This is a genomic window from Paralcaligenes sp. KSB-10, assembly GCF_021266465.1.
GTDB lineage: Bacteria > Pseudomonadota > Gammaproteobacteria > Burkholderiales > Burkholderiaceae_B.
On sequence record NZ_CP089848.1, the window covers coordinates 1,306,561 to 1,329,887 of the forward strand.

The following is a 23,327-nucleotide window of genomic DNA, read 5'->3' on the forward strand; positions in this document are numbered from 1 at the left end:
TACGGTTTTGAACTATCATGCGTTTTCAATGAGCCGAATATTCCCGGAGCCGATATGAAAAAAACCCTGCTTGCCGTCTTGCTGTCGCTTGGTGCGTTTGCAGCCCACGCCCAGGATGCGATAAACATCCGATACGGAGTGGATCCCACCTTCGCGCCGTTCGAATCCGTCGATGCCAAGGGAAACCTGGTGGGCTTCGATATCGATGCCGGCAACGCGATCTGCCAACACCTGCATGCCAAATGCGAATGGGTGAAAATAAATTTCGATGGCGCCATCCCCGCCCTCAACGCGCGAAAAATCGATGCAATCCTGTCCGGGCTGACCATCACCGAGAAGCGGAAAAAACAGGTCCTGTTCGGCACGCCGCTCTATGCCAGCCCGTCGCGAATGATGGTGCCCAAGAACACCACGCTCGATACGACCGTCGAATCGCTCAAGGGTAAAACCATAGGCATCGTGCAGGGAACCACGCAGGCCGCCTATGCGAACAAACACTGGAAGGACAAGGGAATCAATCTGGTTACCTACCAGAACGACGATCTGGCAAAACAGGATCTCGCGCTGGGAAGAATCGACGGTACCCTGCAGAATGCGGCGGCGGCCCAGTTCTTTTTCGAAAGCCCAAGCGGCAAGAACTTTCACCTGACGGGCCAGCCGGTTGATGATCCCGAGGTTTTCGGATATGGCGCCAGCGCCGGCATGAGGCTTGGCGATACGGCACTGAAAGGCAAGATCGATGGAGCGATCGCCGCCATGAAGGCCGATGGCACATACAAGAAAATTCTCGACAAATACTCCAAATACGGCCTGGTGGAACCCAAGCAGTAAACAGGCGTTTGTCGAAGCTCTTCAAACGGATATCAAGGCAAGAAGCATGCTGTACGGGTATGGGACGCTGATTCTGCAAGGTACGCTCATGACCCTGGCGCTCACCGTGCTATCCGCTTTCTTTTCCACCCTGCTGGGTATTGTGGGAGCCCTGTGTAAGACCTCCGGCAACAGTGCCCTGCGCTATATTGCCGCCGCCTATACCACCGTGATTCGCAGTATCCCAGACCTGGTGATCATGCTGCTGGTTTTCTACAACCTGCAGATTTTCATCAACTGGGTATGCGACATGCTGGGCATCGGCCTGATTGAAATCAATGCCTTCACCGCCGGGGTCGTCACCCTGGCATTCATCTACGGCGCCTACATGACCGAAACGTTTCGCGGGGCGCTGGAATCGGTGCCACGCGGACAAATCGAGGCGGCCCTGTCCACGGGCATGAGCGACAGCCAGGTGTTCAGGAAAATAACCCTGCCTCAGATGATACGCTTTGCCTTGCCGGGGTTCAGCAACAATATTCAGGTCGTCATCAAATCGACCGCGCTGGTGTCCATCATTGGCCTGGTCGATATCATCAGCATCAGCCAGCAGGCGGGCCGATCGACCCAGCATCTGTTTTTCTTCAATATCCTGGCGGCCCTGATCTATCTGGCGTTTACCTGCGCAACCCTGCTGGCGCTGGCTCGTGTCGGCAAGCGTTTCGGCGTCGGCGTGAAAGAGGCACAGCTTTGATAGACATATTGAAGGAATACTGGCCTCAGTACCTGGGCATCGGCAACGGCTGGAACATCTCGGGCGCGGCCATGACGCTCTGGATCCTGGTCCTTACCATGCTGATTGCTTTCCTGGCTTCGATACCGCTTGCGATACTGCGGGCGTCATCGAACAAGCGCCTGAGCCGGCCGGTGCAGCTGTATACCTTCGTTATCCGAGGTACGCCGCTGTATGTGCAGCTCCTGATCGTTTACACGGGCTTTTTCAGCCTGGAATTCATCCGTCATACGCCTTCTTTGTCCGAATTTTTCCGCAGTGGCTTCAATTGCGTCATTGTGGCATTCAGCTTCAATTGCTGCGCTTACCTGACCGAAGTCCTGGCCGGCTCCATCCGCTCCATCCCGGCAGGGGAAATCGAAGCGGCACGGGCCTTCGGCTTTTCCAGAGTGAAAATCTACACCCGGCTCATCCTGCCTTCCGCATTAAAGCGCGCTTTGCCCTACTACGGCAATGAAGTGATCATCCTTTTGCATTGCACTTCGATTGCCTTCACGGCAACGGTTCCCGAATTGCTGAAAGTGGCGCGCGACGTCAATAGCGCAACCTATGCCGCTTTCTCTTCCTTCAGCATTGCGGGGATTTTTTACGCGGTCATCGCCGTAGCGCTGGTCGCTGCCTTCAGGCTAATGGAAAAAAGGTGGCTGGCCTTTTTGAAACCGCTGCCCACTCATTAGAATTGAGAAATTCATGGAAAACCTGAGAGTGGAGAATATCCACAAAAGCTATGGCTCGCAGGAAGTTCTGAAGGGCGTTTCGCTGAAGGCCAACCGCGGCGATGTGATCAGCATCATCGGCTCCAGCGGATCGGGCAAGAGTACCTTCCTGCGTTGCATCAACTTTCTCGAAGCCCCGCAGGAAGGCAGGATCATCATCCTTAACGAAGAGCTGAAAACAGTGCGCGACAGGCATAAGCAGCTGGCCGTCGCGGACAAGCAGCAACTGCAGCGCCTGCGCACCAAGCTGGCCATGGTTTTCCAGCATTTCAACTTATGGTCGCATATGACCGCGCTGGAAAATATCACGGCGGCGCCCATTAGCGTCCAGGGGCTGGACAAAAGAGCCGCCGCTGAAAAAGCAGAGCACTATCTGCAGAAAGTCGGCCTCTCCCTGGACGTGGCGAATAAATATCCGGTGCATCTGTCGGGCGGCCAGCAGCAGCGTGTGGCCATTGCCCGGGCGCTTGCCCTCGAACCCGAAGTCATGCTGTTCGACGAGCCGACCTCCGCGCTGGATCCGGAGCTGGTGGGCGAGGTCTTGAAAGTCATGCAAGCCCTGGCCGAAGAAGGACGGACCATGATTGTCGTCACGCACGAAATGAGCTTTGCGCGCAATGTCTCCAACCACGTGATGTTTCTCCACCAGGGTGTCGTCGAAGAAGAAGGCGACCCGGCAACGGTACTTGGCTCGCCCAAAAGCAGCCGCCTGGCCCAATTCCTGTCGGGCAGCCTGAAGTAACCCTTGCAAAAAGGCGCGGCATCAGGCCAAGCCGGACGCTCCGGGCTGAACGACACCCTGCTCGCACAAGCGGCGCAACTCGGCTTGCGGCAAGCCCAGCAGATTGTGCAGGACTTCGATCGACTGATCGCCCAGGCAGGGAGCCGCGGCTGGCGCCGGAACTGGGCTCAGGCCAAAGCTCAGGGGCGTACGCGGGACCCGGAGGGTACCGATACGATCTTGCTCAACCTCGCCGAACAGCGGGTTATTCAGGGAGCACCGATCATCCTCATGAAAGAGTTGCGAGAAATCCTGGTACGGCCCCCACAACACACCTGAATCGAGCAGCGCGCTTTTTATTTCGGCCAAGGTCCGATTCTGAAACCAGGGTTCCAATACCGCCACGATCGCCTTGCTGGCCGCGAAGCGCCCACCTTCGGTGCTCAAGTCCACATCCAGCATCGGGCCTATCATGTCCAGTTTTTCGGCCAGGCCGCTTGCCTTCTTCAGACACAGCCACTGTCGATTTGTGATGGCCACCACCATGACGCGTCGATGATCACGGGTCTTGAAATCATGGCCAAATGCGCCATACAGATAATTCCCCATGGGCTGCCGATGCGTCCCATTGACCTGGATTTCATTGAAATAACCCAGATTGCCAACGGTAGCCAGCATCACGTCGGACAAAGCCAGGCTGATTTCCTGCCCTTTGCCGGTCCGGCCACGGATGCGTTCGGCGCTGAGAATTCCTGTGGCTATATATAAACCGGCCGCAACATCCCAGGCTGGCAGAACGTGATTCACGGGCTCTTCATCCGGCCCTGTGGCAATGGGAAAGCCACCTGAGCAATTCACGGTGTAGTCGACGGCCGCCGAGCCATCATGATTGCCGGTAAGCCGCAGCATGATCAGATCGTCGCGTTGACGGGACAGATTGTCGTAGCTCATCCATCCACGGGACGGTAAATTCGTGATCAGGATCCCGGCATCCTTGCCGGGCGCGCAAATGATCTCTTGCGCCAGGCGCTGGCCCTGCTCCGATCTCAAATCCAGCGAAACCGATTTTTTGCCCTTGTTCAGGCTGGCCCAGTACAAGCTGTCGCCCTTGTCGGTGACCGGCCAGCGGTGTATATCGATATTCCCGCCGACCGGGTCGATGCGTATGACTTCCGCGCCCAATTGGGCAAGCGTCATCGCTCCCAGCGGGGCGGCAATGAAGGCTGAAATTTCAACAATGCGCAAACCCGCCAAGGGCGCGCCCATTTCTTGGTTGACTGTCATGATGGACACACTCCCAAACCGATCAGGCTCGTTCAAAAACGGCGGCAATGCCTTGCCCACCACCTATACACATGGTTTCCAGGGCATAGCGGCCCTGACGGCGCGACAGCTCATGCAGCATCGTGGCCAGGATCCGCATACCGGTTGCGCCCACCGGGTGGCCCAGCGATATACCCGAGCCGTTGACGTTCAATTTTTCCGCATCATGCCAATCCCATTCCTTGAGTACGGACAATACTTGGCAGGCAAACGCTTCATTGATTTCGACCAGGCTCATGTCGTTCAGGGACAGGCCGAGCCGGGAGAGCAGTTTCTTCACGGCAGGAACCGGGCCGATTCCCATCACACCGGGTTCGCATCCAGCGGCCGCCCAGCCATTCAAAAAGGCCAGCGGCTGCAAGCCCAGGGCATGGAGCTTGTCTTCGGCCACGATCAGGCAAGCGGCGGCCGCATCGTTTTGCTGGCAGGCATTTCCGGCCGTGACCACGCCGCCTTTCACGATCGGCCTGAGTCGAGCCAGTGACTCCACGCTCAGATCGGCACGCAGGCCTTCATCTCGCTTGAAAATAACCGGGTCGCCTCTACGCTGAGGAACGGAAATCGGCACGATCTCCTGATCGAAACGGCCCTCATCCCAGGCTGCGTTGGCACGCTGCTGGCTACGCAAGGCATACTGGTCGGACTCTTCACGGCTGATGCCGTATTTCCTGGCCAGATTTTCGGCGGTTTCTATCATCCCCGAAATAGGACCGAAGCGATGCTCGGGCTGGGCGCGCTCGCGGCCACGATCCAGGCGGTCGTGCAATACAACGGACCCCGCGCGCGCGCCCCAGCGCATGCTGGTGGTGTAAAACTCCACATTGCTCATGCTTTCAACGCCGCCAGCCAGCACTACGTCGGCCGCTCCGCTTTGCACCATCATGGCGGCAGTCGCCACAGCCTGTACACCGCTGCCGCAGCGACGGTCCAGCTGCATGCCCGGCACATCGACCGGCAGCCCCGCTTCCAGCGCAATCCAGCGACCGACACAGGGAACTTCGCTATTGGCATAGGACTGGGCAAACACCACATCGTCGATCAATACCGGGTCTATCTGTGTCCGGCCCAGGACTTCCCTGACGACGGCCGCCCCCAGGTGCTCCACCGCAATACTCTTCAAGCCGCCGCCAAATGCACCTATGGCCGTCCGGACCGGCGCCACAATCGCAGCACGTCTGATCATTTTGTATTCCTTTAATTCCAATGACTGTCAATCGAACTTCGCCGGTTCCTTGGCAAAGAACGCCCTGACCCCTTCCCGGCACTCCGGCGAGGTAAAAGCCTGATCGCTGGCCGCCAGCGATTTTTCAATCAGCTCGCTGGTCGGGCTATTGAACGCGTCATTGATCAGGGCTTTGGCCAAGGCCAGGGCCCGACGCGGCCCGATACTTAATTTGTGAGCCAATTCCACGGCTGCCCGCAGGCTGGCTCCGGGCCTGGCAATCCGGTTGACGAGCCCGTAGCGCAACGCTGTTTCGGCGTCTATTGGCTCACCCAGGAAAATCATCTCTTTGGCCCGTGCTGCGCCAATTTTTCGAGTCAGGCGAAACGTGCCGCCGCTACTGGGAAACACGCCCAGCTTGATCTCAGGCAAGGCCAGCCTGGACTTTTCGTCCATCACCAGGAGATCGCAACACAAGGCAATCTCCAGTCCACCGCCATACGCCAGGCCGTTTATCGCCGCAATGGTCGGCTGACGCAGGCTTTCCAGTTTCCTGAATACTGCGTTTTGAAACAGCAATTTCTTTTCCACCACCTGGCCTGGCAGGGTCATGTCCTTGAATTCGGAGACATCCGAGCCCGCACAAAATGCACGCTCCCCCTGACCAGTGATAATCACCGCCCGTACGGCCGTGTCTTGAGCAATACCGTCGAGGTGCCGATTCAAATCCCTGGTCAAGGCAAGATTGACCACATTCAACGGCGGATTGCACAGCGTCAGAATAGCCACCGGGCCATCGACGCGAATTTCCACAAGATCAGGCATACCAAGACCACCGGCGATGTGAACAGCCCCTAATTTCCATAAGGAATGAAAGAACGACTTGCGCCTCAACCATAGCGGCCTCCCGTCACATGCAGGGTTTCGCCGGTAATGAAACTGGCGCGCTCGGAAGCCAGAAATGCCACGGCATCGGCAATGTCGTCGGGCAGCCCGGTGCGGGCCATGGGTGTATTTTTTATCGCCAGTTCACGAATTTTCTCGTAATAGCTCAGCATTTTTATGGCCTCGGTTTCCATGAAACCGGGAGCCACGGCGTTGACCGTGATATTGTGCTTGCCGTCTTCCAGCGACAGGGCTCGGGTCAGGCCCAGCAACCCAGCCTTGGCGGCCGAATAGTTGGCCTGGCCAGGATTACCGAAATACGCTCTGGATGAAATATTGATGATGCGACCCCACTTGTGCTCGATCATGTGCGGCAATACCGCCTTGCAAGCCAGGAACGAACCTTTCAAGATGACTTCGATGACCAGGTCCCAATCTTCCTCGGTCATTTTGGTGGCCACCCTATCTCTCGGAAAACCGGCATTATTGACCAGTATATGCACACCGCCGAATTTTTCCACGGTGGCCGCCACCAGATCATCCACCTCCTGTTTTTTGGTGATATCGGCCCGCAGCGCAATGACTTCCAGGCCTTGCTCCAGAAACTGGCCTTTCGTGATTTCCAGCTGATTCGGCTCAATGTCGGTCAACACCACCCGGGCGCCTTCCCGGGCGAGGCAACGCGCAGTTGCGGCGCCCAGCCCCCGGCCTGATCCCGTCACTATCGCCACCTTGTCTTTCAATCCCAAATCCATAAAGCCTCTCCATCCTTGTCGTCAAATCGTTAACCCAGCGTCACGCGCCCGCCATTCAAAACCACCTTACCCGTTTCGGTATTGACCATGCGGAACGACACCTCGTCGCCATCGCGCCACATATCGGTACGCAGTTCATCGCCGGGAAAGACCGGCGCCGTAAACCTTGCTCGCATACCGGCCATTCGCGGAATCTCGTAATCGAGCTGATTCCTGAGCACGGCGTGGCAGGCAATGCCCATGCTGCACAGTCCATGCAATATCGGCCTGCCGAATCCGGCCTCATCCGCCACCCGCGGATCGGCATGCAGAGGATTGAAGTCGCCATTCAATCGATACAGCAGCGCCTGTTGCGGCAAAGTTTTAGCGACCTCGGAACAGTCCGGAACGCGATCCGGCATTTGATGCGGTTTGGGAGGCATTTCGCCGTTGTCTCCGCAGCCACCGTCGCCGCGCAGCAGGGAAAGCTGCGATATTGTGGCCAGCAGCCGGCCGCTGGCCGCGTCGGCAAGCTGTCGCTCTTGAAGCAGCAGAGCGCCCCTTTCCGGGCCTTTGTCGTAGATGGCCTTGACCTTATTGGTGCTTTTTATGGTTCCCGACGCCGGCAACGTCTCATGAAAATGGATCGATTGTTCGGCATGCACCAGCCGCTTCCAGTCTATGCCGGTGTCGGGCTCTTTGGCCCAAAACCCCGGATAGCCCAGGACCAGAGCAAACGTGGGGAAAACAATTTGATTCTGCTCGTACACAAATCGGAGTTGTCGTTCGTCCAGAGGATCCGCCCCCAAGCCTATCGACAAGGCATACAACATGGCATCCCTGGGGTTATAGGTCTGGATGATTTCCTCGAACTTCCTGCTCAACAGTTGATGGGCGTCAATCATGGCACGCCCCGACCACCACCGCGTCCAGAGCGCATGCACCCTGGCCTTCCTCGAAAACCATCACCGGATTCAAGTCCATGCTGCTGAACTGGCTGGAATTGGCCACGGCAAATTCCGAAATACTGCTCAGCAACCTGGCCAGGGCGTTCACATCGGCCCTGGCGCTGCCCCTGAATCCGTCCAGCAGCGCATGGCCCTTGATTTCCCGGATCATGCGTCGCGCTTCATCGACGCCAAAAGGTGCCACCCTGAACACCACATCCTTAAACAGTTCGGTAAAAATTCCACCCAGGCCGAACATCACTACAGGCCCGAAAAGCGGGTCGTTGTTCACTCCAATAATGGTTTCCACACCCTTGGGCGCCATTTTGACAACCAGCACCCCTTCGATCCGGATATCATCGCCCAGGCTTTTCGCACGCTGCATCAGCACATTGAAGTGCGCGGCGACCTCCTGATCGCTGCCGATATTAACGATGACTCCACCCATCTCTGTTTTATGCACTATCTGCGGAGACACTATTTTCATGACTACCGGATAGCCGATGTGCCGCGCCGCCGCAATAGCCTGATTCACCGACGTGACCAATTCACAAGGCATGAAGTCGACACCAGCCTTTTGCAGATACCTCAGTGCGGATACTTCCGACAACGGCCCATTTTGCAACGGCACAGCAAGCGCCTTGCCATCGCGAGGTTCCGGAACAGGCATATCAAAGCCTTCCTTGATACGTGCCAGCGCGCCAAGTGCCTGCATTGCCCGGTCCGAGTCCTTGAAAATCAGGAAGCCGGCCTTTTCGTAAGAACGCACCACCTCATCGTCGGCCTCCATGCACAGCAGCGTCGGCTTGCTGTCGATGTGCGCGGCCGTGCCCTTGCCTATGGCCTCCTTGATTCTTTCGCCGAACGATGGCGTGGCGGGAAGAATCGTGAACGCACCCACGGTACTATCGTAGCCACCGTCCTCGTACATGACTTCATAGGTCCTGGTGATCAGGCTCATGTCGTTGAGCCAGCCGGCTGTGGTGTCGCACGGATTGTTATCCGTACCCAATGGGTTTATTTCCTTCAGCTTTTTCCCGGCCGCAGCCGGCAGCGGCGAGACGTCCAGTTGGTAGCGTTCAGCGGCATCGCAAAGTTGAATGCCGAATCCGCCCGACACCGTAATGATCCCCACCTTGCGTGCCTCGGGATACACCCCCCGGCTGCAGGCGTACGCGATATCGACCTGCTCTTCCGTCGTACGGGCTCGGTAAACACCATACTGTCTGAAGAGGCCTTCGTAAACCGCGTCGCTGCCCGCCAGACTGGCCGTATGTGATTGAGCCGCCAGCGCGCCCTTCTCGGATTGACCGACTTTCATGAAAACCACGGCCTTCTTGTTGTCGTGAGCAACACGCAAAGCGTCGACGAATTTCCTGCCATCGCTGACACCCTCGGCATAGGCCAGTATTACGCGGACCTCATCTTGCCGAGCCAACCAGTCTATGCAATCGGCCACATCGGTAGCCGCCTCGTTTCCAGTCGATATCCAGTAGCTGATACCCAGGCCGCGCTGCATGCACAGATAGGCCACGTGTCCGCCATAGGCACCGCTCTGGCTGACTATGGCCACGGGTCCTGGATCGGGCAGGCGCTTGTCGAATCCGCTGCTGAACGTACCCGTGAAGCCATTGCGGCTATTCAACAGGCCAAGACAATTCGGGCCTATCAGCCTGAGTCCGCCTTTCTTGGCGATATCGGCCAGTTCCTTCTGCTTGATCCGGCCCGGGGTGTCCGTTTCCGCATAGCCCGACGCAAAAATCACGGCGGCGCCGACCCCCAGCGCCACACAATCCTCAAGCGCCCCCGTGACCTGAGCCGCCGACACGCAAATCAATGCCATATCAGGCACCTGCGGCAAATCGAACAAGGACTTGTAGGCCGGCAATCCCTGCACTACGTCGCTGCGATTATTAATGGGAAATATCGCGCCCGCATAACGGGACCGGATGAGATAGTGCAGCGAACGCCCCGAAATCCTGGCGGGATCATTAGAGGCCCCGACAATGGCCACGGAATGAGGACAAAACACCTTGTCAAAAGAATGCAATCTCTATCTCCACACTTGTCATTCATGCATCGACGGCCTGGCATTTTCTCAAGGGCCACGATTTTTTAAATCATGACATCGATAGACATTCTTGTATAATATTAAATATGCAAAATTTATGTCATAAAAAGTATTAGCATGGAAGTCAGGCAACTACAGCAATTCGTCATCCTGGCCGAAACTCTCAGCTTTCGCGCCACGGCAGAACGGTTGCATATCTCACAGCCGCCCCTCTCGGTGTCCATCAAGAAGCTCGAAAACGAAATCGGCGTGCCGCTGTTTATCCGCACCACGCATAGTGTCCAATTGACCAAGGCGGGCGAGTCCATACTCGAACTGGCCAAGCAAACTTTGTTCAGCATTCATGAAATTCCTCATATTGCAAAAATGACCGAAAAGGGCCTGAACGGCAAGCTCACCTTGGGCTTCGTCGGGTCGGCCAAATATTCCCTGCTGCAAAAGCTGCTGACACCATTCAAAAAAACCTATCCTCAAGTCAGCCTGCATTTTTATGAAAACAATAATTCGGGCATTGTGCAGTCACTGGAAAAGAATGAAATAGATATAGGTATCATCCGGGTTCCCTTGACCCTGATGAGCTCGATCAAGTACGAGATTGTGGAAAACGACCGATTCCTGGTCGCAGTGCCCAGGCAGCATCCCCTTGCTCAAAAGGAAGAAATAGCACTGGCCGACCTCAAGCACGAATCATTTATCGGCTATACCGCCGGATCCGTTCCTGGCTTGCATGCCATATCCATGCTGCTCTTCCAGGGATCCGGATTCCTGCCTACGATTTCACAGGCCGCAGAGCAGGTCGAAACCATTCTTTTTCTGGTGGAAATAGGTATGGGCATTGCGCTCGTTCCGTCCAGCGCATTGGCCAAGCCCCTGAAAAACGTGGTGTATAAAAACCTGGCCAAGCGCAGCCCGCAGCCCGCTATGGGATTGGCTCTGGCATATAACCCAAAGTACAAATCCCTAACCACGCTGCGTTTTCTGGAAATGGCTTCGTCGATTATTTCGCAAGAAAAAAAATAACAAGCTTGCCGGCACCATGAGGGGCGGCAAGCTTTTTTAACAAGCGATAATGCGGCCCATCAAACTGTTTATTCGATGCTTATTTTCGCCTTGGTTATAACCTGGGCATATTTTTTGACCTCGCCTTTCATATAATCTTTACTATCGGCGAGCGAACGCCAATCCGGGCTGACCCCCATCGATTTGAATTTCCGCACGACATCGGGCATCGCGAGAATCTGTTTGATCTGCGCGTTCAGTTTTTCCGACACGGCCGCCGGCGTATCTTTAGGCACAAAGAATCCATTCCAGAAGGCCACGTCGAAACCCGTGAACCCCTGCTCCTGCATGGTAGGAACATCGGGCAGATCGGGATCGCGCTTTGCCGTGCTGATGGCCAAGGCCTTGACCTTGCCCGATTTGATAAACGCCAGAGAGGCCGGCAAGGTTTCGAAACTGAAGGTCACCTGGCCGCCGATCAGGGCGGTAATGTCATTGGAGCTGCCGCTGAACGGGATATGGATTGAATCGAAAGGCGTATTGTCCCTCATGATTTCGGCCGCCAGATGCGGAGACGAACCAATGCCGGCCGAACCGAACGAGGTTTTGCCGGGGTTCGCCTTGATATAAGACAACAGGTCCCCGGTATTGTTCATCGGGCTGTCGCCCTTCACCAGCAGAGTCAGTGCGCCCGACACCAGGGTCGTCACAGGCGTGAAATCATTGATCAGGCTGTAGTTCAATTTCTTGAACAAGGTTTGGTTGATGGCGTGGCCGGTAGTCGCCAGCAGGATGGTGTAGCCATCCGGCTTCTCCCTTTTCACAAACGCGGCACCGATATTTCCACCTGCACCGGGCTTGTTTTCAACGATAAACGTCTGGCCGTTCATCTCGGACAGTTTGCTGGCCACCAGGCGGGCCGCTATGTCCGATGATCCTCCAGGCGAATACGGCACCACCACTGCCACCGATCGCGAGGGATAGCTTGATTCCGCGTGGGATGCCATAGAGAAACAACCCAGCACCAGCGCCGCAAAACACGATGTTATTTTTTTACGCACCATAAAGTCTCCAGAAAAAATTGAAATCGAACCCTTTTTATCCTGCAAAATCCCTGATCATGTTTTTGGCAATCACCAATTGCTGAATCTGGCTGGTGCCTTCATAGATTCTCAGAATGCGAACATCCCGATAAAACCGCTCCATGCCGTACTCCGCCATATAACCGGCGCCACCCAAAATCTGGATAGCCTTGTCGGCCACACGCCCGCACATTTCCGAGGCGAATAATTTGGCGCAGGCCGCTTCCGTCGTATGCTCCAGGCCATCGTCGCGGCGACGCGCCACATCAATCACCATCGTGCGAGCCGCATAAAGCTCTGTTTTGCTATCGGCCAGCATGGCCTGCACCAACTGGAAGTTCGCGATCGGCTGGCCGAACTGCCTGCGCTCGACCGCATATTTCAATGCGTCATTCAAGATGCGCTGAGCAACGCCGACGCAAATCGCGGCAATATGCATACGCCCTTTGTCGAGAGTTTTCATGGCAGTCTTGAACCCCAGGCCAGGCTTGCCGCCAATAATGTTTTTGGCTGGAACCACGCAATCCTCGAAAATCACATCGCAGGTGTGCGAGCCTTTGAGCCCCATCTTTTTATCCACCGCACCCAGTGCAATGCCTTTAGATCTGGCGTCGACGATAAATGCGCTGATTCCGCCCGCCCGACGATTGCCCGGGTCCGTGCGGGCCATCAAGGTAAACACGCTGGCCTCAGGCGCATTGGTGATGTAGCGCTTGGTGCCATTGATAATATAGTTGTCGCCGTCCCTCATCGCCGTGGTTTGCAGCGATGCAGCGTCCGAACCCGAACCGGGCTCGGTCAAGGCAAAAGACGCAATATATTCACCGCTGGCCATCTTCGGCAGATAGGTCTGCTTTTGCTCCTGGGTACCGTCAATCAGGATGCCCTGGGACCCTATACCCAGGTTGGTGCCTGCCATCGAACGGAACGCCGGCGAGGTCTGGCACAATTCAAATACCGTCAATACCTCTTCCTCGGCGCTCAATCCCAGGCCGCCATACTCCTCTGGAATCGTCAGGCCGAATAAGCCCATCGCCTTCATTTCTTCTATCAGCGGCTCTGGGATCTGGTCGGATTCGGCAACCTGTGCTTCTGCAGGAACCAAGCGCTCCCTGACAAAGCGCCTGACACTATCCAGCAATATATTCAGCACCTCATGATCACGAATCATGCTTGATATCTCGTCTCGGGAAATTAATTTTTGTCGATAGCCGCACTCTGCATGACTTAGGCTTCTACAGAGGCCGACAGGCAAATCCTATCAAGGCGGCTGATATTCCTGAAGTATTTTTTTACTAAATGCTGATACGAAATAAATAATTCATCCGATTTTTAAACTGTTGCCGGATCGCGGCGCAATCCACGCAAATCCTTATAAAAACAAAAGGAATCCAGTAAGCCGTTATAAAATAGCCGTCATCGACAGGGTCTGCTTGCCATTCAACCCCATCGACACACCAAACCCACTGAGACTCTCTATGCAGCCAGGCACCGGCAACAGCGAACGCAACCTCGAAACAATGGGCGTTGCCTTGGTCGATTTTTTCGATGTGACACCCACTTCGCTGTGGCTCGAAGACTACAGCAAGCTGCGCGACTTATTTGAAACCTGGCGCGCGGCGGGCGTCTCCGATCTGCGCAGCTTCCTCGAAGAAGACCCCAGCCGTGTCGCGGCCTGCTCGGCCTGCATCAAAGTGCTGCGAGTCAATCAGCGCACTCTTACGCTTTACGGGGCCCGCAGCTTCGACGAGCTGGCGGCCCGCCTCGACCACGTGCTGCGCGACGATATGCTGGATGCGCACATCGGCGAGCTCGTGCAGATGTGGTCCGGAAAACTGCACTTTCAAAGCAAGAGCGTCAATTACACATTGGATGGCCGCCGCCTCGACATCCTGCTCAAAGGCGTTATCCTGCCTGGCCATGAAACACGCTGGGACCGCGTGCTGGTCGCCGTCGATGACATCACCGAGCTCGAAGAGGCCGGCAGGCGGGTTGCCGCAAGCGAGCTGTACGCGCGCAGCGTGTTCGAATACGCGCCGGTGTCATTGTGGGTCGAAGACTTCCAGGCCATAAAGCGACTGCTCGACGAAGTGCGTATGCGAGGCATTAGCGATTTCCGCACCTTTACCGATGTGCACCCGGAATTCGTCGAGCGTTGCATGGCCGAGATTCGGGTGCTGGACGTCAATCAAGCCACGCTCGATATGCTCAAGGTCGCCGATAAAGCCACCCTGCTGAGCCGCCTGCCGGAAGTGTTCCGCGACGACATGCTGCCCCATTTCCGCGAACAGTTGATGGACTTGTGGGAGGGGCGTCTGTTCCACCAACGCGAAGTGATCAACTATGCGCTCGACGGCAATGCCATCAATATCCACCTGCAGTTTTCCGTATTTCCGGGGCATGAGCAAGAGTGGGATCTCGTGCTGCTGGCCTTGACGGACATCACCGCACGGAAAAAGGCCGAATCGTACCTTGAATACCTCGGCAAGCACGATGTCCTGACAAAATTGAAGAATCGGTCTTTCTATGTCGACGAACTGAACCGGCTGGAACGGAAAGGCCCATTCCCGGTAACCATCATCATGATCGACCTGAACGATCTGAAAACCGTCAACGACCAGCTGGGCCACGCAGCCGGCGATGCCCTGCTGCGCCGCGTCGGCGAAGTGCTGGCCAAGGCCATAGACAAGCCGGCCCAGGCCGCGCGCATAGGCGGCGACGAATTTGTCATACTGATGCCGGGCGCCGATGAGCGCGACGGTGAAGCCATGCTCGAAAGCATTCACAAGCTGATCGAACTCAACAACCAGTTTTACTCCGGCTCCTTATTGAGTTTTTCGATAGGTATTGCAACCTGCCGGGGCGGCGAGCGCCTCGAAGACGCTCTGCGCAGGGCGGATATCGCCATGTACGACGACAAGAAAACCCATTACGACAGAAGAAAGGGCGAGCGGCGGGCTTCGTGACAGCGAGCTGGCCGAAGCTGCCCACCCGAATCGGAGTCTGTCACGCAAAGGTGATCAGCGCCGGATTGTCGGCCTGTTCGAGAATGCGTTCAACCCTCGCCTGCCAGCCCTGGGCGAATTCCCGTTTTTCGCTTTCCAGCGCATCGCCGCCCAATATTTTCTGCAGCAACTGCATGACAACAGGTGAAGCCGGCACAACCTCTGGGTGATAGGCGAGTTCTATGCAGGCGCCGCTATCGACGCGCTGGAAACGAATGTCGCCGTTAGCCAGCGGCACATTGAAAAACAACAGATTGCGGCGATCGTACAGACCGCCAAGCCCTTTGAACCCATTGTCGCTGCTTGCCCCGGTAATCAGGCCAACCACATTGGCGATCACGCCGGTGACGCCGCTGCGCTGGTCGGCGCGAAACTCTACCTTGACGGCGCCGCGCTGCGGCAGATTCTTGCCATACAAGCGCTCCAAAGCAGCGAGTGTCATTAAATAGGCTCCCGCCACTGTCGGGCATGAATGGCCCGCCAATTTGACGGCGTCGGCATAAGAATAGTCGATGACCCCCTGATCCGCGGCACCAAGCAAGCCGGCCAGGGGATCCTGCATGGTGATTTTGCGGGCGCTATCGAAAAACGCGGGATGACTCATTGTGGCGTTCCAGTTCCAGAATACCGTTCGAGTATAGTGTCCGCCTTCCGGTTTTTCCCTCGTAACCCTGCTCGGAACAGAGTTAAGGTCCGCTGGCCCGGCATGACTTGCAGAAACCACCGGGCTCCGTTTCACTGAACAAAACAAAAGACCTATTTTTCCGTCAATTAGAGAAAATGTCTTTATGGCCTGGAAATTCAATGGCCAACTAGGTGCGCACAAAAGATTTCATTGCCCGAAACAAGATACCAGGAGACATTCCGTGGATATTTCCAATCCGGCGGTAATAAGAAAACCCGAAAAGAAAATGCTGCACCCGGTCGCCATCATGCTGCTGATCATGCTGTTTGCAATGGCCTTGACGTATGTGCTCGATTCGGGCTCGTTCCAGCGTCAGGGCAAGCTGGTCATCGCCGGCACCTATCAGGTGATCCCGAAAGCCCGGCATTTCAGCGATGTCCTTGTCGGCGCCGCGCACTCATCCGGAAAAGAGGCGGCGCCAGCCAGCCTGGTTTCAACCCTGGCCACCATACCCCAAGGACTCAGCCAGGCTGCCGACCTGATTTTCATGGTTATGATTATCGGCGGCATGTTCGGCATTATCCGCAAAAGCGAAGCCATTGATACGGGGATAGACCGGCTGCTGGAACTGACTCGCGGCAACGTGTACTGGCTCACACCCTTGTTGATGCTTGCCCTGGCCTGCGGCAGCACTTTCCTGGGCCTGATCTCCGAGTACCTGGTGCTCATTCCCGTGGTTGTGCTGCTGGCCGAGCGCCTGAGCCTGCCGCCCTTGTTCGGGGTGGGCCTGGTGTTGATTGCCGCGAAAATCGGCTACATCGCGTCGATTACCAACCCGCTTGCGCTCAACATCACCCAGCCCCTGCTCGGCCTGCCCGCCTTGAATGGCGTAGGCTTGCGCGTCTTCGTTTTCGTTCTCTATCTGGCTATAGGCATCGCCTACATGCTGTTTTATGTAAGACGCGCCGGCACAAGCGCCAGTCCCGTCCAGCATGCCGGCGCCGGGCGGCCCTTGGGAGGGCGCCATCTGGCGATTCTATCGGTTCTTGGCATCAGCGTACTGGGCCTGATTTATGGCGTCAACCAGTACAACTGGCACTCGAAAGACCTGAGCACATTCTATCTGGTGGTTGCGATCATATCGGCCCTGATCGCCGGCCTGCCCTTGAGGGATGCCTGCGAAGCGTTCCTGACAGGCATGAAAGGCATGGTACTGGCGGGATTGCTGATAGGCCTGGCATCGGCCATCAATATCGTGCTCAAAGACAGCCTGGTGCTGGACACGGTGATCTACAAGCTGTCATCCATGGCCGAAGGCCATTCCACAAGCTTCGCGGCGCAAGGCATGATGTTTGTCGAAATGATCCTGGATGTGCTGGTGCCGTCTACCTCGGGCAAGGCCGCCATGAGCATCCCGATACTCGGCCCCATCGGACAATTATCGGGCATCGGCAAGCAATCCATCGTGCAGGCGTTCCTGTTCGGCAATGGCCTGACCAATATGATCACCCCGACATCGGGAATGCTGCTGGCTTTCCTGGCGGCCGGAAAGGTCAACTTCATCGAATGGCTGAAATTCATACTGCCGCTGGTGCTGATCCTGACCGTGCTGTCGCTGGCCATCATGGCTTATGCCATTTCCATTGGCTACTAAATAAACCACATCGGCCACAAACATCGCAAGAGCCAGACATGACAAGCGCCTATTCCCTCTATGCCCCCACCGGCCCGGCGGTCCCTTTGGTCATCGACTCGCCGCACAGCAGCAACGACTTCCCGGCTACCGTTCCGACATGCGCACCGAAAGCGGCGCTGGATTCGGGCTGGGATGCCTGGGTTGACGAACTTTGGCAAGGGGCGGTCGCTGAAGGCGCCCACTTGCTGGCCGCCCGATTTCACCGCAGCTATATCGACGCCAATCGCAGCATGCTCGACATAGACGCCGAACTGCTGGCCCAGCCCTGGCCCGGCCCCATCTCGACAAGCGAAAAGACCCGCGCCGGCATGGGCCTGATCCGCCGCTACGCCTTGCCGGGTGTGCCCCTCTACGACAAGCGGCTTAGCGTGCCCGAAGTGCAAAGCCGCCTGGATCATTACTATCTGCCTTACCATCATCAACTCAAAACGCTGCTGGACCAGGCTCACGCCCGGTTCGGCGCGGTATGGCATATCGATTGCCATTCGATGAAATCGGTGGGCAATGCCATGAACATCGATGCCGGCGCCCTGCGCCCCGATATCGTCATCGGCGACATCGACCACACGACCGCCTTGCCTGAATTCAGCCTGTGGCTGGCCGACCAATTCAGGGATCTCGGCTACCATGTGTCAATCAACCGGCCGTACAAAGGCGCCGAACTCGTCAAAGCGTACAGCAATCCGGCCGCGCGCCGGTACAGTCTGCAGATCGAGCTGAACCGCCGCCTGTATATGGACGAGCAGGATTTCAGCAAACACGAGGGTTTTATGCCTTTGCAAAAACATCTGCACGAAGTGGCCAGGCGTACCGCCGACTACATCCGGGCCGAGCTGAAAAACAGCCTGGATTTCGCTCCGTGAACGAGCCGTGCAAGACTTTGAGCGCGCCCGACTATACCGTCGCCGCTGTCGACGAGGCTCTTGCGCTGCTGCTCAAGATCGCCCAAACCCCCGGATTGGGATTAACGGAACTGGCGCAGGCCAGCCATAACACCAAGGCCCGCGCTTTCCGGCTACTGTACACCCTGGAACACCGTGGGCTGATTCGCAAAGAAGGCAGGCAACCGGCCTACTATTTAGGCCCCAAGGCTTTGTATCTGGGACTGTCGGCCCAGGAGCAAACCCGCCTCATAGGCCTGGTGCGGCCTCATCTGCGCGAACTGGGACGACTGTTCAGCGAAAATGTACAGATGCGCATTCGCGACGGCCTCGAAACCCTGTGCATAGCGCGCTGGGACACCGTGGATCCCGATCGGGTGCATAACGATGTCAGCGCCCGCCGGCCTCTCTATGTGGGGGCCTCGGGTAAAGTGCTGCTGGCCCATAGCCCACCCGAGGTGTTCGATGCCCTGCTGAGCCAGCCCCTGGCGCAGCGAACACGCGATACCCTGGTCAAGCGCAGCCAGCTTACTCAGGAACTTGACCGGATACGGGCCAATGGCTACGCCATCTCGCGCGGGGAAAATACGCCTCACGCCGCCGCGGTGGCCGTGCCCATTTGGAACCAGGGCAAGCAGGTCATAGCATCCCTCAGCGTTGCCGGGCCCGACCACCGCTTTTCCAATGAACGCACCCAATCCATCAAGAAAAAACTGTTGGAAAGCGCATTGATCATTTCCGCCCGCTGCGACTGAATCGGGCGATTCACTGAAAGCGGCGGATTCACCATGATTTGCGCCATCCGCACGCCACCAGGCCTCCACGCGGCGTCGCCACTTCCGCAGACTGCCGCACCACAGGGCGGTCTTGACAAATCTTGATGAAGTTCGACGAAACCATGGCTTCTTTTCGTTGTAGTATTTTGGAAAGGCCAGTTACAAAACCCCAGAACTCTTATCTCTTGTGTAGAACATCCGATAGCTGGCCCCTACCCGGAAATCAGCCATGTGGACCCTGTCCTACTTATGCAGATGGATAGTTGCGCTGGCGGCATTGAGCCCATCGGCCGTTCCCGCCCAGCCGCCCGAGCCCGCACGACCGCCCTTATCCGCCCAGCCGGCGGAAGTCGACATCTTCCATTGGTGGGTGTCCAAGGGCGAGCGCGCAAGTATCGATGTGCTGAAACGCTATATCGAACAGCAAGGAATCATCTGGCACGAAGCGTCTGCCTCGGGCAGCGGAACGGCGCGTTACACCGATGTGCTGCGACAACGCGTAGACGCGGGCAAACTGCCGACAGCAGCGCAAATGATTGGTTTTGCCATCCACGAATGGGCCCAAACCGGCTTGCTGGAAAATCTGAATGAAGTGGCCCGCCGCGAAGAATGGGATGAGGTGGTGCCGCTAGGCATTCAGGCGCTATCGAAATATCAGGGCAATTGGATGGCAGCACCCATCAATGCCCATTCGACCAATTGGCTATGGGTGAACAAGGCGGCGCTGGACCGTATCGGCGGCCAGGCGCCCGACACATGGCCGGACCTGATCACATTGCTGGACAAGGCCAAAGCAGCCGGAATCTTGCCACTGGCCATTGGCGGCGACGCCTGGGAGCAGACCTTGTTGTTCGAATCGGTGGCCGTTTCAACGGCAGGCGCCGAGTTCTATCGAAAAGCTTTTATAGAGCTCGATGCCAAGACGCTCGAAGCGCCTGTGACCGCAACCATTTTCCGGCGGATGCGCATACTGAAAACCTACGTCGACCCTGGTTTCGATACTCGGCGTTGGGATCAGGCAACTGATCTCGTGCGCAAGGGCAAGGCACTGCTGCAGGTGCAAGGCAGTTGGGTAGACGGCGAGTTCGTACACGATCATTTAAAGGCCGACCGCGATTTCTATTGTTTCCGGTTCCCTGACACGCAAGGGGTCTATCTGTTCAATAGCGATCAATATGTAGTATTCAAACAGGGGCCAGGCAGCAAACTGACCAAGCAGCGTCTCGAATCCACATTGATGAATCCGGACTTCCAGTCAGCCCTCAATCTCATGACCGGCGCGGCGCCGGCACGGGTGGATGTTTCCAAGGCGCCTTTCGATGCGTGCGGTCAACAAGCCATCAACGATATGCGCAGTGCCAATATGCGGCGCACCCTGATGGGCTCTGTGGCCATGGGCAATGCAAATCCCCCTCTTGTAAAGGAAGGCATTTACGATGTGGTACATCGTCATTTCCTTGGCCAGATCACCGACGAACAGGCCGCGCAGCAGTTGCACGACGTGATTGCCCGCTACCGGAATAAGGCGTCGCAACGACTGCGGAGCAACGTGAGCCAGGTGGGGAAAACTCCATGAAAAAGCGTTTTTCCAATTTGAAACTGGCCACCAAGATCGTTCTGATGGTGGCTGTGCTGGGGGTAATGGCGGCGCTCACCACCCTGTATGCCCTGTCGAACATGCGATCCGTAGACCGCGAGTACCGCGCACTGATCAATCACGAAGCTCAAAGCGCGCTGCTGATCGGCGACGCCTTGCTGCGCATGAGCGATTCGAGTCGTTTGCTGTATTCCGTCCTGACCGAGCAGGAAGTTTCAAAAATGCGCACCAGCCAGAAAATCATTGACGGTCTTCAGGCGCAGTTCAACGATAAAATACAGCGGATCCGCCCCTTGATGCCAAAAAAACAGGCCGAGCTGGAGCGCATTCTGGATCATTCAAAAGAATCGTTCGCCCTGGCCGCATCGGTGATCGATTGGGCCGCCCGCTGGCGCGGCGATCGCGCATTGGCCATCATCCACCAGCAATTCGAACCGTCGATGCATACCCTGCAAAGCGAAATGAATGCGTTGCGCAACAATTCCATCGATAACTTCAAGACAACATCCGTAACGCTGAACAAAACCACCAACAGCACGATCATGACTACGGCGCTGGCGGTGGGGATCGTGCTGGTGCTGGTGCTGGTGCTTTCGGGGTACGTGACAATCATCCAGATTTCACGGCCCATCGTTCGTCTGACACGCATCATGGGCAGACTCACGCTAAACAACTATGACGATGAAATTACCGGCACGTCGCGGCGCGACGAAGTAGGCAGCATGGCCAAAGCATTGCAGGTGTTCAAGGACACCATGCAGCGCGCCGACCAACTGGAGCGGGAAGCGGCTGCCAGCGCCCACGCGCGCGATATCGCCGAGCAGGCGGCGCAGGCCAAAGCAGCATTCCTTGCAACCATGAGCCATGAAATCCGCACGCCGCTCAACGGCATGCTGGGACTGACGCAAATTGCGTTAAAAGACGATCTGACGCCCCGCTTGCGCGACTGCCTGGAAAAAATCCTGCAGGCCGGCAGGCATTTGCTCGAAATCATCAACGACATTCTTGATTTTTCGAAAATCGACAGCGGCAAGCTGACCATAGAAGCAATCGAGTTCGACCTCCCACGCCTGGTAGATGAGGTAACAGAAATGATGCGGCCCAAGGCTGCCGACAAAGGCCTCGCCTTGCGCGTGGCCATAGACGCCACCGTACCCGCGATGGCCATTGGAGACCCAACCCGCATTCGCCAGATTCTGCTCAATTACCTCAACAATGCCATCAAGTTCACTGCAAGCGGTGAAGTACGCCTGCGTATGGATGCGCAGCCCGATGGCGCCGACGGCATACTGCTGCGATGCGAAGTCCAGGATACGGGGATCGGCCTGAGCACCGAACAGATGGAACGTCTTTTCCAGGCGTTCCAGCAGGCCGATGAATCGATCACGCGGCGCTTTGGCGGTACCGGACTGGGCCTGGCCATTTCCAAACATCTGGCGGAACTTATGGAGGGCCAGGTCGGAATGCACAGCGTCCAGGGACGGGGCAGCACATTCTGGTTTACGGTTCGGCTGGCCCGCTCGCGACTTGCCGACAGGCCTGACGGCCATCGCCACGTGCCGGCGCCTGCCGATCGGCCGTTGCCCGATGTTTCGACGTTGAAGAACCTTCGCATCCTGCTTGTCGACGACAACGATCTGAATCGGCAAATCGGCGTGGAACTGCTGAAATCGGAAGGAATCGCCGTCGATGTGGCTGAAAACGGCCAGGCGGCGATCGACATATTGCAGGCTGCACCCGATGGTACCTACGCCGCTGTACTGATGGACATGATGATGCCCGTCATGGACGGATTAAGCGCAACTCGCACATTGCGCGCCAACCCGCGATTCCTCGCATTGCCCATCATTGCCATGACGGCGAACGCCAGCGCGCACGATGTCGCCGCCGGTAAGGATGCCGGCACGGTGGCGCATATAGCCAAACCTATAGACGAGAAAGTGCTATGGGAAACCTTGCTGCGCTGCGTACAGGTACCGCGGCCGGACGATCCTGACGCAACAGCGCTGCCCGCCGCCGAACAGCAAGCCCCGGCTCCCCCGCCCTCGACGGGCAGGCGCCGCGGCGATGCAGCGTTCATGTCCGCGCCCGGCGCCTACTTGCCGGCCGATTCCGCGCAGATATCCCTTGAAGGCCTGGTTTTGGGTAGAATGCAGCAAACCATGAGCGCCGAGCATTTCGAGAATCTGCTGACAGTGCTGATTGAAGACAGCCGGGTACGCAGCCTGCACATTGCCAGCTCGGCGCAAAAGGGGGAATTTACGGTTCTCGACCAAATGGCGCACGATCTGATCGGTGTCGCCGGCAACGCGGGCCTGAGCCAATTGGCGGCTTTGGGTGCACAGCTGAAGCAGGCCGTGAAGCGCGCCGATCTCTTGCAAAGCCAACAGCTGGCTGCTCAAATTCGCCAAGCTACCCTGCAGAGCATACAACTGCTGCAAGAGCGTTTTTTACCTCAATCCGCCGAATGGGACGACAAACATGAATAACAACCTCGCACCTCG

At 56.9% G+C, this 23,327-nt stretch carries 20 protein-coding genes; 11 read left to right on the plus strand and 9 right to left on the minus strand.

All coding sequences use genetic code 11. The annotated features are described in order from the left end of the window. The first annotated feature begins 54 nt into the window (after positions 1-54). Genes LSG25_RS05950 through LSG25_RS05965 form a run of 4 tightly spaced genes read left to right on the plus strand, consistent with a single transcriptional unit; the run spans position 55 to position 3,061 of the window. Positions 55-831, plus strand: a complete 777-nt coding sequence (locus tag LSG25_RS05950) for a transporter substrate-binding domain-containing protein (RefSeq protein ID WP_232743779.1) — start codon at positions 55-57, stop codon at positions 829-831. Positions 832-877: 46 nt separating this feature from the next. Further along, entirely contained in the window at positions 878-1,564 is a 687-nt protein-coding gene (locus LSG25_RS05955) for an ABC transporter permease (protein ID WP_232743780.1), read from the plus strand. Further along, entirely contained in the window at positions 1,561-2,280 is a 720-nt protein-coding gene (hisM, locus tag LSG25_RS05960; protein WP_232743781.1) for a histidine ABC transporter permease HisM, read from the plus strand. The genes LSG25_RS05955 and hisM overlap by 4 nt, the downstream gene beginning before the upstream one ends. 13 nt (positions 2,281-2,293) lie before the next feature. After that, entirely contained in the window at positions 2,294-3,061 is a 768-nt protein-coding gene (locus tag LSG25_RS05965) for an ABC transporter ATP-binding protein (RefSeq protein ID WP_232743782.1), read from the plus strand. A gap of 21 nt (positions 3,062-3,082) precedes the next feature. Here LSG25_RS05965 and LSG25_RS05970 read toward each other — a convergent pair whose 3' ends face one another. The 6 genes from LSG25_RS05970 to LSG25_RS05995 form a co-directional block, all read right to left on the minus strand. Then, positions 3,083-4,324 carry a CoA transferase gene (locus LSG25_RS05970; RefSeq protein ID WP_232743783.1) on the minus strand — a complete coding sequence of 414 codons (1,242 nt, stop codon included), beginning with the start codon at positions 4,322-4,324 and terminating at the stop codon, positions 3,083-3,085. A gap of 22 nt (positions 4,325-4,346) precedes the next feature. Further along, entirely contained in the window at positions 4,347-5,543 is a 1,197-nt protein-coding gene (locus LSG25_RS05975; RefSeq protein ID WP_232744583.1) for an acetyl-CoA C-acetyltransferase, read from the minus strand. A gap of 30 nt (positions 5,544-5,573) precedes the next feature. Further along, positions 5,574-6,350, minus strand: a complete 777-nt coding sequence (locus LSG25_RS05980; protein ID WP_232743784.1) for an enoyl-CoA hydratase/isomerase family protein — start codon at positions 6,348-6,350, stop codon at positions 5,574-5,576. 65 nt (positions 6,351-6,415) lie between these two features. Next, a complete protein-coding gene (locus LSG25_RS05985) occupies positions 6,416-7,165 on the minus strand; it encodes an SDR family NAD(P)-dependent oxidoreductase (RefSeq protein WP_232743785.1) in 750 nt (249 codons plus the stop codon). A gap of 29 nt (positions 7,166-7,194) precedes the next feature. Further along, positions 7,195-8,049 (minus strand): MaoC/PaaZ C-terminal domain-containing protein, encoded by an 855-nt coding sequence (locus tag LSG25_RS05990; RefSeq protein ID WP_232743786.1) that lies wholly within the window; start codon positions 8,047-8,049, stop codon positions 7,195-7,197. Beyond that, positions 8,042-10,141, minus strand: a complete 2,100-nt coding sequence (locus LSG25_RS05995) for an acetate--CoA ligase family protein (protein WP_232743787.1) — start codon at positions 10,139-10,141, stop codon at positions 8,042-8,044. Before LSG25_RS05995 ends, LSG25_RS05990 begins: the two co-directional genes overlap by 8 nt. Before the next feature lie 138 nt (positions 10,142-10,279). Here LSG25_RS05995 and LSG25_RS06000 point away from each other — a divergent pair, with 138 nt between their 5' ends. Further along, on the plus strand, positions 10,280-11,182 hold the full coding sequence (locus LSG25_RS06000) for a LysR family transcriptional regulator (protein ID WP_232743788.1): 903 nt from the start codon (positions 10,280-10,282) through the stop codon (positions 11,180-11,182). Positions 11,183-11,250: 68 nt separating this feature from the next. On the opposite strand, the gene LSG25_RS06005 is transcribed toward LSG25_RS06000, so the two are convergent. Together LSG25_RS06005 and LSG25_RS06010 are read right to left on the minus strand one after the other, a co-directional pair. Beyond that, on the minus strand, positions 11,251-12,225 hold the full coding sequence (locus LSG25_RS06005) for a tripartite tricarboxylate transporter substrate binding protein (RefSeq protein ID WP_232743789.1): 975 nt from the start codon (positions 12,223-12,225) through the stop codon (positions 11,251-11,253). Between the two features lie 34 nt (positions 12,226-12,259). Further along, the gene (locus LSG25_RS06010; RefSeq protein WP_232743790.1) at positions 12,260-13,414 is read right to left on the minus strand and encodes an acyl-CoA dehydrogenase family protein; all 1,155 of its coding nucleotides are present in this window, start codon (positions 13,412-13,414) and stop codon (positions 12,260-12,262) included. Between the two features lie 307 nt (positions 13,415-13,721). On the opposite strand from LSG25_RS06010, the gene LSG25_RS06015 reads away from it, so the two are divergent. Beyond that, complete coding sequence (locus tag LSG25_RS06015) at positions 13,722-15,209, plus strand: diguanylate cyclase domain-containing protein (RefSeq protein WP_370635959.1); 1,488 nt, start codon at positions 13,722-13,724, stop codon at positions 15,207-15,209. Between the two features lie 40 nt (positions 15,210-15,249). On the opposite strand, the gene LSG25_RS06020 is transcribed toward LSG25_RS06015, so the two are convergent. Next, positions 15,250-15,852, minus strand: coding sequence for a hypothetical protein (locus LSG25_RS06020; RefSeq protein ID WP_232743791.1), 603 nt, complete (start codon positions 15,850-15,852; stop codon positions 15,250-15,252). A 262-nt stretch (positions 15,853-16,114) separates the two neighbouring features. On the opposite strand from LSG25_RS06020, the gene LSG25_RS06025 reads away from it, so the two are divergent. The 5 genes from LSG25_RS06025 (at position 16,115) to LSG25_RS06045 (ending at position 23,312) form a co-directional block, all read left to right on the plus strand. Then, entirely contained in the window at positions 16,115-17,527 is a 1,413-nt protein-coding gene (locus tag LSG25_RS06025) for a YfcC family protein (protein WP_232743792.1), read from the plus strand. A 38-nt stretch (positions 17,528-17,565) separates the two neighbouring features. Beyond that, entirely contained in the window at positions 17,566-18,432 is an 867-nt protein-coding gene (locus tag LSG25_RS06030) for an N-formylglutamate amidohydrolase (RefSeq protein WP_232743793.1), read from the plus strand. Further along, positions 18,429-19,205: an IclR family transcriptional regulator gene (locus LSG25_RS06035; RefSeq protein WP_232743794.1), complete on the plus strand. Its 777-nt coding sequence runs from the start codon at positions 18,429-18,431 to the stop codon at positions 19,203-19,205. Before LSG25_RS06030 ends, LSG25_RS06035 begins: the two co-directional genes overlap by 4 nt. 250 nt (positions 19,206-19,455) lie before the next feature. After that, entirely contained in the window at positions 19,456-20,802 is a 1,347-nt protein-coding gene (locus tag LSG25_RS06040) for an ABC transporter substrate-binding protein (RefSeq protein ID WP_232743795.1), read from the plus strand. Further along, positions 20,799-23,312, plus strand: a complete 2,514-nt coding sequence (locus LSG25_RS06045; protein ID WP_232743796.1) for an ATP-binding protein — start codon at positions 20,799-20,801, stop codon at positions 23,310-23,312. Before LSG25_RS06040 ends, LSG25_RS06045 begins: the two co-directional genes overlap by 4 nt. Positions 23,313-23,327 lie beyond the last annotated feature (15 nt).

Bases quoted from the DNA above. Each gene is read 5' to 3' on its own strand.
- LSG25_RS05950 (WP_232743779.1), top strand. From the start codon at position 55: ATGAAAAAAACCCTGCTTGCCGTCTTGCTGTCGCTTGGTGCGTTTGCA.
- LSG25_RS05955 (WP_232743780.1), top strand. From the start codon at position 878: ATGCTGTACGGGTATGGGACGCTGATTCTGCAAGGTACGCTCATGACC.
- LSG25_RS05965 (WP_232743782.1), top strand. From the start codon at position 2,294: ATGGAAAACCTGAGAGTGGAGAATATCCACAAAAGCTATGGCTCGCAG.
- LSG25_RS05970 (WP_232743783.1), bottom strand. From the start codon at position 4,324: ATGACAGTCAACCAAGAAATGGGCGCGCCCTTGGCGGGTTTGCGCATT.
- LSG25_RS05980 (WP_232743784.1), bottom strand. From the start codon at position 6,350: ATGCCTGATCTTGTGGAAATTCGCGTCGATGGCCCGGTGGCTATTCTG.
- LSG25_RS05985 (WP_232743785.1), bottom strand. From the start codon at position 7,165: ATGGATTTGGGATTGAAAGACAAGGTGGCGATAGTGACGGGATCAGGC.
- LSG25_RS05990 (WP_232743786.1), bottom strand. From the start codon at position 8,049: ATGATTGACGCCCATCAACTGTTGAGCAGGAAGTTCGAGGAAATCATC.
- LSG25_RS06000 (WP_232743788.1), top strand. From the start codon at position 10,280: ATGGAAGTCAGGCAACTACAGCAATTCGTCATCCTGGCCGAAACTCTC.
- LSG25_RS06005 (WP_232743789.1), bottom strand. From the start codon at position 12,225: ATGGTGCGTAAAAAAATAACATCGTGTTTTGCGGCGCTGGTGCTGGGT.
- LSG25_RS06010 (WP_232743790.1), bottom strand. From the start codon at position 13,414: ATGATTCGTGATCATGAGGTGCTGAATATATTGCTGGATAGTGTCAGG.
- LSG25_RS06015 (WP_370635959.1), top strand. From the start codon at position 13,722: ATGCAGCCAGGCACCGGCAACAGCGAACGCAACCTCGAAACAATGGGC.
- LSG25_RS06020 (WP_232743791.1), bottom strand. From the start codon at position 15,852: ATGAGTCATCCCGCGTTTTTCGATAGCGCCCGCAAAATCACCATGCAG.
- LSG25_RS06030 (WP_232743793.1), top strand. From the start codon at position 17,566: ATGACAAGCGCCTATTCCCTCTATGCCCCCACCGGCCCGGCGGTCCCT.
- LSG25_RS06040 (WP_232743795.1), top strand. From the start codon at position 19,456: ATGTGGACCCTGTCCTACTTATGCAGATGGATAGTTGCGCTGGCGGCA.
- LSG25_RS06045 (WP_232743796.1), top strand. From the start codon at position 20,799: ATGAAAAAGCGTTTTTCCAATTTGAAACTGGCCACCAAGATCGTTCTG.